The 14,883-nt window shown below is 62.6% G+C and carries 12 protein-coding genes and 1 tRNA gene; 6 read left to right on the plus strand and 7 right to left on the minus strand.

Annotated elements, in window-relative coordinates; translation table 11 throughout:
- Positions 1–131: 131 nt before the first annotated feature.
- The 3 genes from NEK97_RS16955 to NEK97_RS16965 all read left to right on the plus strand — a co-directional run bounded on the left by NEK97_RS16955 (position 132) and on the right by NEK97_RS16965 (position 3,935).
- Positions 132–1,931, plus strand: a complete 1,800-nt coding sequence (locus tag NEK97_RS16955) for an ABC transporter ATP-binding protein (RefSeq protein WP_257370947.1) — start codon at positions 132–134, stop codon at positions 1,929–1,931.
- Entirely contained in the window at positions 1,928–3,760 is a 1,833-nt protein-coding gene (locus NEK97_RS16960) for an ABC transporter ATP-binding protein (protein ID WP_257370948.1), read from the plus strand. The genes NEK97_RS16955 and NEK97_RS16960 overlap by 4 nt, the downstream gene beginning before the upstream one ends.
- Positions 3,761–3,858: 98 nt before the next feature.
- Positions 3,859–3,935: transfer RNA gene (locus NEK97_RS16965), tRNA-Pro, on the plus strand.
- A 115-nt stretch (positions 3,936–4,050) separates the two neighbouring features.
- On the opposite strand, the gene NEK97_RS16970 is transcribed toward NEK97_RS16965, so the two are convergent.
- Positions 4,051–4,266 carry a hypothetical protein gene (locus NEK97_RS16970; protein ID WP_211710492.1) on the minus strand — a complete coding sequence of 72 codons (216 nt, stop codon included), beginning with the start codon at positions 4,264–4,266 and terminating at the stop codon, positions 4,051–4,053.
- A gap of 126 nt (positions 4,267–4,392) precedes the next feature.
- Between NEK97_RS16970 and NEK97_RS16975 the strand changes: the two genes are divergently transcribed.
- Positions 4,393–5,667: a helix-turn-helix transcriptional regulator gene (locus tag NEK97_RS16975; RefSeq protein WP_257370949.1), complete on the plus strand. Its 1,275-nt coding sequence runs from the start codon at positions 4,393–4,395 to the stop codon at positions 5,665–5,667.
- A 76-nt stretch (positions 5,668–5,743) separates the two neighbouring features.
- On the opposite strand, the gene NEK97_RS16980 is transcribed toward NEK97_RS16975, so the two are convergent.
- The gene (locus tag NEK97_RS16980) at positions 5,744–6,682 is read right to left on the minus strand and encodes a phosphoribosylaminoimidazolesuccinocarboxamide synthase (RefSeq protein ID WP_257370950.1); all 939 of its coding nucleotides are present in this window, start codon (positions 6,680–6,682) and stop codon (positions 5,744–5,746) included.
- A gap of 1 nt (position 6,683) precedes the next feature.
- Positions 6,684–7,994: a phosphoribosylamine--glycine ligase gene (purD, locus tag NEK97_RS16985; RefSeq protein WP_257370951.1), complete on the minus strand. Its 1,311-nt coding sequence runs from the start codon at positions 7,992–7,994 to the stop codon at positions 6,684–6,686.
- 100 nt (positions 7,995–8,094) lie between these two features.
- Here purD and NEK97_RS16990 point away from each other — a divergent pair, with 100 nt between their 5' ends.
- Both NEK97_RS16990 and NEK97_RS16995 read left to right on the plus strand, forming a co-directional pair.
- Positions 8,095–9,111 (plus strand): asparaginase, encoded by a 1,017-nt coding sequence (locus tag NEK97_RS16990; protein ID WP_235517436.1) that lies wholly within the window; start codon positions 8,095–8,097, stop codon positions 9,109–9,111.
- Positions 9,112–9,135: 24 nt separating this feature from the next.
- Positions 9,136–9,540: a sterol carrier family protein gene (locus tag NEK97_RS16995; RefSeq protein WP_257370952.1), complete on the plus strand. Its 405-nt coding sequence runs from the start codon at positions 9,136–9,138 to the stop codon at positions 9,538–9,540.
- Positions 9,541–9,586: 46 nt separating this feature from the next.
- On the opposite strand, the gene NEK97_RS17000 is transcribed toward NEK97_RS16995, so the two are convergent.
- From NEK97_RS17000 to NEK97_RS17015, 4 genes are all read right to left on the minus strand, one after another.
- Positions 9,587–11,074 carry a cation:dicarboxylate symporter family transporter gene (locus tag NEK97_RS17000; protein ID WP_257370953.1) on the minus strand — a complete coding sequence of 496 codons (1,488 nt, stop codon included), beginning with the start codon at positions 11,072–11,074 and terminating at the stop codon, positions 9,587–9,589.
- Between the two features lie 153 nt (positions 11,075–11,227).
- Positions 11,228–11,995, minus strand: coding sequence for an SDR family oxidoreductase (locus tag NEK97_RS17005; protein ID WP_257370954.1), 768 nt, complete (start codon positions 11,993–11,995; stop codon positions 11,228–11,230).
- A 33-nt stretch (positions 11,996–12,028) separates the two neighbouring features.
- Complete coding sequence (locus NEK97_RS17010; RefSeq protein WP_257370955.1) at positions 12,029–12,787, minus strand: aspartate/glutamate racemase family protein; 759 nt, start codon at positions 12,785–12,787, stop codon at positions 12,029–12,031.
- A gap of 92 nt (positions 12,788–12,879) precedes the next feature.
- Positions 12,880–14,442 carry an NCS1 family nucleobase:cation symporter-1 gene (locus tag NEK97_RS17015; protein WP_257370956.1) on the minus strand — a complete coding sequence of 521 codons (1,563 nt, stop codon included), beginning with the start codon at positions 14,440–14,442 and terminating at the stop codon, positions 12,880–12,882.
- Positions 14,443–14,883 lie beyond the last annotated feature (441 nt).

Below are 14,883 nucleotides of genomic sequence, written 5' to 3' on the forward strand. Positions count from 1 at the left end.
CCTCAATAACTGGGTCAAACATTTCACCGGACCTCCGCGCTTCTGTGAAACGAATCACGGCATGGCATAGGGTAGTTGCTACGGGAAACTACCTCCGCACCATCTGAAGATCCAGCTGTTGAGAAGCGGGCATGTCCAAGCAAACCTCATTTTTCACCTCCGTCGGCCGCCTGTACCCCCATGTGCGGCCCATCATCCCCCGACTACTTATGGGCCTCATCTGCGCCCTGCTCGCGAGCATTGTCGCCTTGACCATCCCGCAAGTGCTGCGGGTACTCGTCAACAACTCCCTGCAGCCGGGCGGTTCCACGGACGCAGTCTGGATTGCCGCCGTTGTGATCCTTGGCTTGGGTATTGCCGAAGCCGGGCTGGTGGCGCTGCGCCGCCAATTCGTCATCAACCCGGCCACCACTGTTGAGACCAGGATGCGCGTGACACTGTACGGGCACCTCCAGGAGCTCACAGTCGCATTCCACGATCGCTGGGGTTCGGGCCAGCTCCTTTCGCGGGCCATGACGGATCTCAGCTTCCTTCGCCGCTGGATGGCGTTCGGTGCGATCATGCTGGTGGTCACGACGTTGACGGTGATTATAGGCGTCGGCGTCATGTTCTCGATGAGCTGGCAGCTCGCCCTGATCTTCCTCGCCGCTGCTGTGCCGATCATGATCAATTCCTTCCGCTTCCGCCGCCGCTTCAGCTTGGTGGCACGCCTCAGCCAGGACCAGGCAGGCGACCTCGCCACCACAGTTGAAGAATCCGTCCACGGCATCCGTGTGCTTAAAGCGTTCGGCCGCAGCCGGGAAGCGCTGGAGAACTTCAACGGCCAAGCCGAGGAACTGCGCCAGACCGAGATCGCTAAGGCCAAGCAGCAAGCGGGGTTCACCCTGGTGGTTACGTTGCTGCCGGAGCTTGCCCTGGGCGTCGGACTGGTGGTCGGCATCTTGCTGGCGGCCAGCGGGCAGCTGAGCATTGGCTCACTGGTGGCGTTCTTCGCAACCGCCGCTGTGGTGGCAACGCCGGTGGAATTTTCCGGGATGCTGCTGGCCATGGCACTGACGGCCAAGACTGCGCTGGATCGCCATTTCGAGGTCATGGATACCGAAAACACCATCACCTCCCCGGACAAAGCCGTGGTGCCGGAAGCCGTCAAGGGCGCCCTCCGGTTTGAGCATGCGGGTTTCGGGTTCGACGACGGCGGCAGCCTGCTGCACGATGTCACCCTTGATATCCGCCCGGGTGAGACCATGGCCCTGGTGGGGATCACAGGCAGCGGAAAGAGTGCACTGCTCCAGCTGGTCCCGCGCTTGTACGACGTGACCGAGGGCGCCGTGACCATCGACGGCGTGGATGTACGGGACTACGACATTGACGAGCTCCGCAGGATCGTGGCAGTGGCTTTCGAGGACACCACGTTGTTTTCCAGCTCCGTGCGGGACAACGTGCTGCTTGGCGCTCCGGATCCCAGTGATGCAGCGCTGGATGAAGCCTTGGACGTTGCCCAGGCACAGTTCGCTTACTCTTTGCCGGACGGTGTGGACACGCTGATCGGCGAGGAAGGGCTCAGCCTGTCAGGCGGCCAGCGCCAGCGCATCGCCTTGGCCCGGGCCATCGCCGCAAAACCCAAAGTGTTGGTCCTGGATGACCCCCTTTCCGCGCTCGACGTGAATACCGAGGAACGCGTGGAAGCCCGTTTGCGCGAGGTCCTCCGCGACACTACGACGTTGATCGTCGCGCACCGGCCTTCCACAGTGGCCCTGGCTGACCGGGTCGCCTTGCTCGAAAACGGAACCATTACCGCCGTCGGGACCCACACGGAACTGCTGGCCGAAAACGACCACTACCGCTACGTCATCGCCAGCCTTGACGCCGGTCCAAAGGACCTGGACAGCGAACTGGACGAGCTCGAAGAAGCTGAGGAGGCCCGCCGGTGAGCGCCACAACCTTTGGAACCGCCAACGAGGACAACACGCACCTCACCAAAGCGGACAGCAAAGCCGTACGACGCCGGTCGCTCGCCTTGCTTGCCTCGCTGATCCGCCCGGTACGGTTGCGTTTCTGGATGACGATCGTGATGGTGGTGGTCTCGCAGCTCACCCGCGTGGCCGGGCCTGCGCTGATCGCTTTCGGGATCGACCACGCGCTACCGGCACTGCAATCCGGCGACAACGGCCCACTGGTTCTGGCCGGTTCGCTGTATTTGGCAGCGGCGATTGCGACGGCCGGGATGACGGCACTGTATGTCACGTCCACGGCCAGGCTGAGCCAAGCGATGCTCCTCGATCTTCGACTTCGAGTGTTCCGGCATACCCAGCGGTTGAGCTTGGAATTCCACGAGAAATACACCTCAGGCCGCATCATCGCCCGGCAGACCTCCGACCTGGAGGCGCTGCGGGAACTGTTGGATTCCGGTGTCAGCTCCCTCGCCTCCGGCATGCTGTTCATGGTCTTCACAGCCGTCACCGTCTTTGCGTTGGACTGGCGCAGTGGCCTGATCATGCTCGCAGCCGGCGTCCCCATGTTCTTCCTGGCCCGCTGGTACCAGAAGCACTCACAGATAGCTTTCCGCGAATCACGGGTGGTTTCAGCACGGCTGATCGTCCATTTCGTGGAAACGATGACCGGCATCCGTGCCGTAAAGGCCTTCCGCAAGGAGCGCGAGAACGCCGCCCAGTACGGCCAACTGGCTGAGGATTACCGCAAGAACACTGTCCGGTCCATCAACCTCAACGGCATTTTCCAGCCCGGCCTGGTGTTGATCGGCAACGTCTGCGTCGCCGTCGTCCTGCTCTTCGGGGGCTTCCGGGTGCTGAGCGGTGACCTTGCCGTCGGTGTCCTGCTGGCGTTGATCCTGTCCACCAAGCGCTTCTTCCAGCCGGTGGACCAGATGGCCATGTTCTACAACTCGTTCCAAAGCGCCCAAGCGGCGCTGGAAAAGGTGTCCGGCCTCCTCGAGGAAATTCCTACCGTCCGGCCGCCGAAGAACCCCGTGCCATTGAAAAGTCCGCGCGGCGAGATCGATTTCAACGAGGTGGAGTTCGGCTATAACGACGGCAGCATTGTTGTCCCGCGCCTGGACCTGCATATCCCCGCCGGACAGACCGTGGCCCTGGTGGGCCAGACCGGTGCCGGGAAATCCACTTTGGCCAAGCTCGTGGCACGCTTCTACGACGTCACATCGGGAGCGATCACCCTGGATGGTGTCGATTTGCGGGACCTCGCCACCACCGATCTCCGCCGTGCCGTGGTGATGGTCACCCAGGAGGCGTTCCTGTTCAGCGGATCGGTGGCCGACAACATCGCTTTGGGTCGGCCCGAAGCATCCCGTGCTGAAATCGAAGCCGCCGCCGCAGCGGTAGGGGCCCACGAATTCATCATGAGCCTCCCCGACGGCTACGACACTGACGTCAACAAGCGTGGTGGACGCGTGTCCTCAGGGCAACGCCAACTCATCGGCTTCGCCCGCGCCTTCCTGGCTGCACCCGCCGTGCTGATACTGGACGAGGCAACGTCTTCCTTGGACATCCCCTCGGAACGCATGGTCCAGCAAGGGCTGTCCAACTTGTTGGAGGGAGTGGCCGGTGGCAGAGGAGCCCGCACGGCCATCATCATCGCCCACCGACTCTCCACGGTGGAGACAGCTGACCGGGTCCTGGTGGTGCACGACGGGCGAATTGTGGAAGACGGAACACCCGCCGAACTGATCAGCGGCGGTGGCCGGTTCGCCCAACTGCACGGGGCTTGGCGGGACTCGCTGGTGTAGCCCTCCTTGCTTGGATGCTGTGAGGAGCGACACCCGGTCCTCGATTTCGCATCACGCGGCTATTCAGCTATCCTTGAACAGTTGCTTTCGCAGCGGATCGGGATGTAGCGCAGCTTGGTAGCGCGCTTCGTTCGGGACGAAGAGGTCGCAGGTTCAAATCCTGTCATCCCGACCAAACACGAAAATGGCGTCGAGAAATCGGCGCCATTTTTGTTTGCCCAAATGAGGGCAAGAAGAAACCCCCGGGGCCTCGCTCGTCACGCCCCGGGGGTTTCTTCACTACACTGGATTTACATAGGATCCGGCCAGTTGCCAATGGACATCGGCGTGTACGTGGTATCCGCTGACTTAGTTGGCGCCGCCACGCGCATGGGATCGGGCCAGTTGCCGATAGCACTTACCGTGCTGGAGTCTCCTGCCGAAGCAGCGGAGACGACTGCGGGAGCCGCGACTGCCAGCGACAGCGCGCCTGCCAAAGCCGCTGAAGCGATGATTTTCTTGAACATGGTATTTCCCCAATGCGAGTCGGATTCGTTACGGAAATTGCGTGGTCCCTGTTGACATACATTGTAAAATGTTTTCCACAGAGACTGTCAAGGTTTTGGTCAAAAGACACCTGTAGGAGGAACCCCGTGGGAAACGGATTCGGCGAGAAGCTACGTGCCGAACGGCTCGAACGTGGGTTAACGCAGGCCGAGCTCGGCAAAAACCTGTATTCGCCCAGCTACATTTCACTGTTGGAGACTGGACGCCGGGAACCCACTGCCGAGGTCATCGAAGAGCTTGCCCGGCGGCTGGAACTTGCTCCCAAAGCCCTTGAAGCGTGGAGCCAGCCCGTCTCCGTGAGCGACGCGGAATATGTCCTGGCCGGTCTCTACGCCCGGCAGGCATGGGACCTCCGCGACTACCAACTCGCAGCCAGCCACGCCGCCACCGCAGCGCAGATCGCCCTTGAAGCCAAGAACAACAGCGCCTGGTGGAACATGACCTACATGCAGGCCGAGTGCGTGATGAAGCAAGGCCACCTCAAGGAATGCCAGCAGATTGTTGAGCACCTCCTGGAACACCCCATGGCCACGGAGTCGGCAGGCCTGGGAGTGCGCGCATGGCAGATGCTTGCCGCTGTGTGCCACGGACAAGGTCAGCTGGCCACCGCCGTCGAGCATGCCAAGCAAGCGGTCAAGCTGTGTGAGCAGCTGCCCAAGGGCTCAACTCTCATCATTGGTGCGCACCGCGCGCTGATCGGTGCCCTCGCAGAGAGCGGCAAGCTGGACGAGGCATGGACGTACTGCCTGGCCATGATTGAGCACATGGACGAGCACTCCATGTCGCAGCTTGCCGGCGAGGTCGCGTGGGTTGTGGGCAACGTGGCGTTCATGCGCCACGACTATGTGGAAGGCATCAAGCACCACGAGCGTGCAGCCAAGCTCCTCTCCCCCGCCAACGACATCGAGCTGTGGGCCCGGTTCAATAAGGCTTCGGCCGCGGTGCGGTTGTCCTCCGGGATTGTGGAGCCGGAAACACTGTCCGCCATTGAGCGTGCGGAGCTGGCCCTGTCGATCGTGGGCGGCAACAAGACAGACCAGCTCGAAGTGGCTTTCATCAGGGCCCGCTGGCTCTACCTGACCGGCGACATTCTCGCCGCGGTGGAGAAACTGCGCGAAATTTACGCCGACCGCAAAGTCCTGGCCCGGCACACTGCAGGCGAGGTTTCGCTGCTGCTGGGCAAGTCCTTGAAAGCCGCAGGCGAAACCACCGAGGCACTGCATTATCTGGAAGAGGCCCAGCACGACTTCAGTGCCGCCGGAGCCTCGGACCGGGTTCAGCAGGCCATGGATGCGGTGCTGGAGATCCGGCTCGCCGAGCGCCGCGCCGCTGCAACACACCCGGAACATTCTCAGGCCTGATCAACCAAAAAACCAGGGGACAGCACACGCTCTACTGGATATTCAGTAGAGCACGTGCTGCCCCCAGTTGAGTGGGCTACGCGAAGGTGCGGCCCGTGAGCTTTTCGTAGGCCTCGACGTAGCGGGCGCGGGTGCGCTCAACAACATCCGCGGGTAGAGCCGGCGGCGGGGTGTCCGAGGACTTGTCCCAGCCCGACTCCGCCGAGGTCAACCAGTCGCGGACGTACTGCTTGTCATACGACGGCTGGGACTGGCCCGGCGCGTACGTGGATGCATCCCAGAAACGTGAAGAGTCCGGGGTGAGGACCTCGTCACCCAACGTGATCACGCCGGTGGCAGCGTCGATCCCGAACTCCACCTTGGTATCGGCAAGGATGATGCCGCGTTCGCGTGCGATCTCCTCGGCACGGGTGTAGATCTTCAACGTGAGCTCGCTGAGGCGGGCGGCGATGTCGTCACCCACCATGGCCACGACGTCGTCGTAGGTGATGTTTTCGTCGTGCTCGCCAACCTCGGCCTTGGCCGAGGGCGTGAACAGCGCCTTCTCCAAGCGCGAGCCGTCAACCAGGCCTTCGGGCAGCGGGATGTCACACACCGTGCCGGATGCCTTGTACTCGGCCAGGCCTGAACCTGTCAGGTACCCGCGGGCGATGCACTCCACGGGGAACATGTCCAGCTTCTTGCAGATCATGGCACGGCCTTCAACCTCGGCCGGGACGCCGCCCTCAACGGTGGAAGCGAGGACGTGGTGCTCGACGTCCAGCTGGTCGAACCACCACAGGCTCAGCTGGGTCAGAACACGGCCCTTGTCCGGGATCTCGCTGCTCAGCACGTGGTCGTAAGCACTGATGCGGTCGCTGGCGACCACCAGGACGCATTCCTGGCCCACTTTTTCGGTGATGGACTCGTCGGCCGGGACGTAGAGGTCACGGACCTTGCCGGAGTAGACGTGCGTCCAACCAGGAAGCTGCAGGGCCTCGGTTTCCAGGCCGCCTGTGGGAAGGGAATCGGTCATGTCAGGCCTTCACTTTCGGGATGGTTCCAGTACCCGCGAAGGGAACCCGGATTTCGCCGCGGGCGGCCTTGCCTCCGATGTCCGTACGGAACTGCGAGCCTTCAAGTTGAACCAGCTCCACGCCGTCGTAAGCTTTTTCGCGGGCTTCCACCAGATCGGAACCGAGCGCCACAACGGCCAAGACGCGGCCGCCAGCGGAAACCACCTTGCCCTCATCATCCAGCTTGGTTCCGGCGTGGACCACGTGGACGCCATCCAGTTCGTCAACCTTCTTCAGGCCACGGATCCGGTCACCCGTGCGGGGCGCGTCCGGATAGTTCTCGGCAGCAACGACGACGGCGACTGCCGTGTCCTTGGACCAGCGCAGCTCTTCGGCGGTGTCCAGTTCGCCCTTGGCAGCTGCCAGCAGCAGCGCGCCGAGCGGGGTCTTGAGGCGGGCCAGGACCGCCTGGGTTTCAGGGTCGCCGAAACGCACGTTGAATTCGATGACGCGGGTGCCACGGGAGGTCAGGGCGAGGCCGCAGTACAACACGCCGATGAAGGGCGTGCCGCGGCGGGCCATCTCGTCCACGGTGGGCTGCGCCACGCGGTCGATGACTTCCTGGACCAGGCCCTCGGGCGCCCACTCAAGCGGGGTGTACGCACCCATGCCGCCGGTGTTGGGGCCTTCGTCGTTGTCGAAGATTCGCTTGAAGTCCTGCGCCGGGGACAACGGAACGGTGGTGCGGCCGTCGCACAGGACGAACAGGGAAACTTCGGGGCCGTCAAGGAATTCCTCGATGACCACGGTTCCACCGGCGTCGAAGCACGCCTGGGCGTGTGCCAGTGCTTCGTCGCGGTCGTTGGTGACAACCACACCCTTGCCGGCAGCCAGTCCGTCGTCCTTGACCACATGCGGCGCACCGAAAGTGTCCAGGGCGTCCGCGGCTTCTTCTGCGGTGGTGGCAACGCGGGCCATGGCCGTGGGAACGTTGGCTTCGGCCATGATCTGCTTGGCGAAAGCCTTGGAGGCCTCCAGCTGGGCCGCTTCCTTGCTGGGACCGAACACCGGAATCCCGGCCTCACGGACAGCGTCGGAAACACCGGCAGCCAGCGGCGCCTCGGGTCCTACGACTACCAGGTCCACGCCCAGCTTGGTGGCGAGGGCAGACACGGCTTCCGGGTTGTTCCCGTCGATCGCGTGGGTGGGAACGAGTTTGCTGATGCCCGCGTTGCCCGGGGCCGCGTGGACCTCCGAAACGTTGGGGTCTTCAAGCAGAGAGCGGACAATGGCGTGTTCGCGGCCGCCTGGGCCAATGACGAGTACCTTCACGGCTTCAAGGGTACTTTGTGAAGGGCGAGCATCCTAAGCTGTGTCACGCACCGGACCCCGAGAGAACCCCAGTAACCACGGCGCCCCATAGACTTACTGCATGCCAATGAGTTCGCACGAAACCTTCAACGTAGACTCCGCAGTGGAACTGGCAGTGATCGAACGCAGCGGCTTCATCGAGTCCCGGCATGTTGGTGCTGCCGTGGTCCTGGCCGGTGATGGTTCCGTAGTGACCCGGCTGGGTGACATCGATGCCCCCGTTTTCGCCCGCTCCACCCTCAAACCTTTCCAGGCGTTGGCTTCCATGCAGTCCGGCGTCCCGCTGCGTGGCGCGCAGGTGGCCGTGGCGTGCGGTAGCCACACCGGCTCCCTGGAACACATGGATGTGGTGGAAGGGATGCTCAAGGCCGCCGGCGTCCGCGAGGAAAACCTGCACTGCCCCACGGCGTGGCCGCAGGATGAGACGGCCCGTAACTGGCTGGTACGGTCCGAGCGGGGCCAATCCAAGCTCGCTTTCAATTGCTCCGGCAAGCACGCAGCCTTCCTGTGGGCTTGCACCGAGAACGGCTGGGACCTCCGCAGCTACCTCGAACCGAACCACCCGCTGCAGCAGCGCGTTCGTTCCGTCATAGAGGAATACAGCGAAGAGACGATCTCCCATCTGGGCATCGATGGGTGCGGCGCGCCGGTAGCAGCGCTGTCGCTCACCGGTCTTGCGCGCGCCTACTCCAAGCTGGCCAAGTCGCCCGGCGACTCCTCTTCCAACGCCCGTGCAGCCACCATCGCCACGTCCATGCTGGATTACCCCTGGGCCGTTCAAGGCAAGGGCGAGTCCAACACGGTGGTCATGGAGGAACTGGAAGTCCTGGCGAAGATTGGCGCCGAGGGCGTCCTTGTCCTGGCAACGCCCACCGGCGCCACTGTGGCGGTCAAGGTTCTGGACGGCAATCTCCGTGCCACCACCCTGGTTGGGCTGACGCTGCTTGCCGTCAGCGGTGCAGTTGACATCCCCGCGGTTTCCAACGTCCTGGAACGCGTAGTGGAGCCGGTGCTCGGCGGCGGACGTGCGGTAGGCAGGATCCGCCTGGGCCATGCCGTCTCCGCACTGCTCGACTAAACCCGCACAGGATAAGGAATACCCATGGCTGTTGCACGACGCCGAGTCAACATCGAAGAAGGCCGCGCCGCCCTGGCAACCTGGCAAACCGCCGTCGAACGTTCCGAAACCGCCGGTGGGACAACCGCCGACGCCGGGACGCCGCCGTCGCGCCCGTTGATTGCGACGGCGGTCCGCTACTCGCTGGAGGAAGTCACCGCCCGCGCGCCCGGCAATTCGGTGGAGGTCCGGGTGCCGCCGTTCGGCGTGACCCAGTGCGTTGAAGGGCCCCGCCACACGCGAGGCACTCCCCCGAACGTCATTGAGTGCGACGCCGACACCTGGCTTTCGCTGGTGACGGGCCGGATCTCGTGGGCGGATGCGGTGTCGTCACACAAAGTGACGGCCTCCGGCTTGCGCGCCGATCTTTCCGGGTTGCTGCCCCTTTAAACGGAGGATGCCCTCCGGAGCTTTCCGGAGGGCATCACCTATTACGTCAGTCGGGGCAGATCGGGTCCTGTGATTTGCCCGGCTTGCTCATCTCGAATTGCGGGATCTCATCGGAGGTGGGGCCGCCACGGAATTTCGGAGACGGGTTCTGGCCGCTGCTGATGCGTTCCAGTTCCTGTTGCTCAAAGACATCTTCCTTGCCGAGCATGATGGCGGTGTCCTCATTGGTGATCTCACCGTTGAACGCGCGGACCATGACGCTGCGGTCGAATTGGCCCTCCCATTTGGCGACGACGAACGTTGCCACACAGTTGCCGAGGAGGTTCACGACGACGCGCATGGAGTCCATGAGGCGGTCGGCGCCGAGGAGGAGTGCCACACCGGCAACCGGGAAGATGCCCAAGGCTGCAGCGGTTGCCGAAAGTGCCAGGAAGGATGAGCCCGGGACACCTGCCATTCCCTTGGAGGTCAGGAGCAGCACGCCAAGGGCAGCCAACTGCTGGCCGAGGTCCAGGTTGTGACCGAAAGCCTGGGCCAGGAACAGCAGTGAGATCGAAAGGTAGATCGCGGCGCCGTCGAGGTTGAAAGAGTAGCCCGTGGGAACCACCAAACCGGTGGTGGCCCGGGAGCACCCGGCGTTGGTCAGCTTGGTCATGATGCGCGGCATCACGGCTTCCGTTGAGGCGGTGCCGAGGGCCAGCAGGAACTCTTCGCGGGTGTACTTGAGGAACTGCCACAGTGGAACCCGGGCGAAGCCCCACGCCACCAGGAACAGCAAGCCAATGAAGATGATGGCCGCTCCGTAGCAGGAGGCGATCAACAGGGCGTAGGTCCCAAGCGTCCCCACACCGTACTGGCCGATGATGAAGGCCATGGCACCAAAGGCACCGATCGGGGCCACCCTCATGATCCAGGACATGATCTTGAAGATCAGCTCCAGGACAGTCTCCATGAGGCTGATGACCGGCAAGCAACGTTCCCGGCCGATGACGACGATTGCAGCGCCGAAGAAGACGGAGAAGAACAGGACCTGAAGCAGGCTGTTGCTGGCGAAGGCACCGATGACGCTTGAAGGAATGACGTCCAGGATGAAGGCGGCCGCGTCCTTGGGGACTGCGTGGCCGGTCTTCGCGTCGAGCGCCTCCTGGGAAAGCGTAGAGGGATCAATGTTCAGCCCGGCACCCGGCTGGACGATGTTTCCTACGATGAGCCCGAAAACGAGGGCGAAAAGCGTGGCACCGGTGAAGTACAGGAGCGCCTTGACCCCAACCCTTCCGACCGCCTTGACGTCGCCCACTGCCGAGATCCCCGTGACGATCACGAGGAAAATCAGCGGGGCAATGATCATTTTGATGAGTTGAATGAATCCATCACCCAGTGGCCGGAGGGCGGACCCGATATTCGGCCAAAAATGACCGATGAGCACACCTGCGACGACGGCGATCAGAATTTGAAAAAAGAGCGACTGATACAGCCGCTTTTTCTTCTGCGGGGCCGAACTCGCCTTCAGCGCCGCGGAGTCTGGGATCTTCATTGATCTGAACCAATCAGTTTGGGAACAGCCCCTCGTTTTGGGGGGATGTTTTCAATGTAAGCCGGGTCACATCATTCCGCAAGGGGAAAATGAGTTTCCATATTATGGAAGTCACAATCGGTTGGAAGGCCGCGGACGGGCGCCCCTAACCCGCTAGCCGCGGCCCACGAACGGCATGCCGGCTGCGGTGACCACCAATGATCCGACACTGGCCGACGCCGGCATGTTGGCCATCATCAGCACGGCACGGGCTGCGTCGTCCACCGGGAACATCGGTTCCACCTTGCGGGTTCCATCGGCCTGCAGGGCACCGGAGCCCACGCCGATGGTGTCCATGATCTCGGTCCGGGTATTGCCGATGTCGATCTGCCCGCACGTAATGCCAAAAGCCCTCCCATCGAGCTCAATGCTCTTGGTGAGGCCGGTCATCGCGTGCTTGGTGACCGTGTAGGCAACGGACCGCGGCCTGGGCGAATGGGCCGAGATGGACCCGTTGTTGATGATCCGACCGCCTTGGGGTTCCTGGGCCTTCATGGTGCGTACCGCTTCAGCCGCGCACAGCATGGAACCGGTGACATTGACCCTCAGGGTCGTTTCCCATTCGTCCACGCTGATCTCACCGACGTCGCCCGCAGGACCAAAGATACCGGCGTTGTTGAACAGCACATCAACCCGGCCCCAGCGCTGGCGAACCGCCGCGAAAAGGCGGGCGACGTCGTCGGGCACTGTCACGTCACACGGAACCGTAAGCGCGTGCGGATGATCGCCCGCAGTCTCAAGAAGCTGGGCCTCACGACGGCCGGCCAGCGCCACCCGGTAGCCTTCGGCGAGCATGAGACGGGCGACCGCCCGCCCAATGCCGGAACCCGCCCCGGTAACGACGGCGACCCTTGAGTCTGCGGGCAGGCTGGAGTCAGTCATGTGGTTGCCTTTCGGGAAATACTGTGGGCAGCGTCAGCGTGCGGCTTCTTGCTGGTCTGCTGAATGCCGGGCTGCGGTTATCGGCCAGCCTATGACAGTCTTCGGGCGCGGCGTGGCGTAGGTTCGCACCTTGGACGTGGACAGGCCAAGGCGGACCAGTGACTCTGCGATGGTGACGGCCGAGGCTACGCCATCCACCACGGGAACGCCGGTCCGCTGTCGGATCTGCTCATCCAGCCCCGCCATCCCGCCGCAGCCAAGGACGATGACCTCGGCCTTGTCATTCCGGACGGCCTCTTCGGCCTGGCCAACGATCGCTTCGACGGCCCGCTCGGGGTACTCCTCGAGTTCCAGCACTGCCATGCCACTGGCCCGGACAGAGGCGCAGCGGGCGTCCAGGCCGGCCAGCTTGAGGCGGTCCTCGATCAGCGGCACCGCGCGATCAAGGGTGGTGACCACCGAATATTTGTGGCCGAGGAACATCGCCGTACTGGCAGCGGCTTCGGTGATGTCGACGACGGGCACGTCCAGGAGTTCCTGCAGGCCTTCGCGGCCGTGTTCGCCATAGCCGGCTTGGATGACGGCGTCGAAGGGCTCGGGATAGTTGACCACGGCATCCATGACGGCGATCGCTGCAAGGTAGCTTTCGAAGTTTCCTTCGCAGGAATCGGCGCCGAAACGGGGTGTGATGCCGATGATTTCGGTGCCCGGAGCAGCCGCTGCCCGCGCCTGGGCAGCGATGGAGTCTGTCATGGATTGGGTGGTGTTGACGTTTGCGACAAGGATGCGCATGGAAATCCTCTCAACGGCGACGCCCACCCCCGGGCAACTGGAGCGAAGTCCGGTTGTCGGCGAGGGTGGGCTTGGCCTGTGGGCTGGGTTTACTAGTGGGTGCTGGCGACGGCGATCGGCTCACCGGACACGTCGTCGTGACGTTGCTTCTTGTCAGCAACGGCGAAGAACGTCAGGGCGCCGACGCCTGCTCCGATGAACCACGCGAACGGTGCTGCAGGTGCCAGCGCCGGGATGAATGCGATGGCAACGGCGATGGCAGCGGCCGGGATCAGGGCGATGATGGCCTTGGGATTCACGCCGCGCTTGTAGAAGTAGGCACCCTTGGGATCATCGGTGTACAGCTCGGGGACGTTGACCTTACCCCGGCGAACCAGCCAGTAATCGGCCATGATGACTCCGAACAGCGGGCCGAGCAAGGCGCCAAGTCCGCCCAGGAAGTACACGATCACGATCGGGTTGTTGTAAAGGTTCCAGGGCAGGATGACCAGGCCGATGGTGCCGCTGACCCAGGCTGCCTTACGGAAGTTCAGGTGCCGCGGGAAAAGGTTGGTCAGCGCATACACCGGCGCCACGAAGTTGGCCATCAGGTTCACGGCCACGGTCAGGATGAGCAAGGCCAGGCAAGCCAACACCAGCAGGAGCGTGTTGGGGATGCTCTGGACAATGTCCGATGGGCTTTCGATGACCGTGCCGTTGATCTTGTACTGCCCGCCGGCCATGACCACGACAATGGCGCCGAAGACCAGCATGTTGATGGGGATGCCCCAGAAGTTGCCTTTGACGATCGACTTCCTGGTGGTGGAAGAACGGGTGAAGTCGCAGAAGTTCAGTACGAAGGTTCCGTAAATGGATACCCACAGCGCTCCGCCGGCGAAGATGGTCAACCACATTTCGCCGCCTTCGAGACCCTTGATTCCGGACCACTGGATGGCTCCGCCGGCTTCGACGAAAACCCACACGGCGATCGCGGCCATGGTGACGAGAATGACGGGACCAGCGAACGCCTCGTACTTACGGATCATTTCCATGCCGAAGCTCACGATGACCAGCTGGACGATCCACAGGGCGACGAAGGAGAACCAACCCAAGGTGGAAAGCCCCAGGATGGAGTTGCTGTCCAGGTCCTTCAGGCCCGGTGCCATGGCAACGAGCATGACGCGCAGGACCACGGATGCCAGGTAGGTCTGAATTCCGAACCACGCCACGGCAACGGCGCCGCGGATCAGGCTGGCAATCTGTGCACCCCGGATGCCGAAGCTGATGCGGCTCATGACAGGAAAGGGGACGCCGGTCTTCTGGCCCATGAACCCCGAGAAGTTCAGGAGGGCAAAAAGGAGGACGGCACCAATTCCCAGTGCCACCAGGATCTGCCATCCGCCCAATCCGAGCGAGAAAAGACCAATGGCGAAAGCATAGTTACCCAGGCTGTGGACGTCGTTGGCCCAGAGGGTGAAGATGCTGTAGCTGGTCCACTTTCGGCCTTTGGCCTTGGTGGGGGCCAGGTCGATGTTGTAAAGGCTTGGGCTGATGGTACGGCCTGATGCTTCGGACGCGATTGCACACAATTCTGTATTGCCAACCACACGATGGTTGGGGCCACCCTGCGGTTCGTCCGGAGTCTCAGTGACGCCGACTGATGAAGTCGTCTGCATCGTGGATCTCCACTTCGTACTGCTTCCACATTGCGGAAACTAGTTATTGAATAGTGAAAGCACTCTATGACGCAGGTCACTCATGGTCAAGGTGCTCCCGGTGTATGCAGGGTCACATTTGGTTGCCTGGCGACAGGATTGCCAGTTGACTGTTGCGGACAGGCGATCCGTGTTGACGCTGCCCATCGGCAGACGTAATCTCGAATTGCAGAATTTTATTCTCACAATACGAAATTCCTTGAGCGCCCCCACAGAGCAAGCGCCCAGACATTCAATGAAGAGAGGTTGGACGTGGCTGTAGGAGAAGAGACCTCACACATCCTCAGCGGGTTGACTGCCCAGCTGCCTGATCGTGATCCGGAAGAGACTGCGGAGTGGATTGAGTCCCTTGATGCGTTGATCGCCGAGCAGGGTACTGAGCGTGCGCAGTTCATTATGCGG

This window comes from Paenarthrobacter sp. UW852 (assembly GCF_024608385.1).
Classification (GTDB): domain Bacteria; phylum Actinomycetota; class Actinomycetes; order Actinomycetales; family Micrococcaceae; genus Arthrobacter.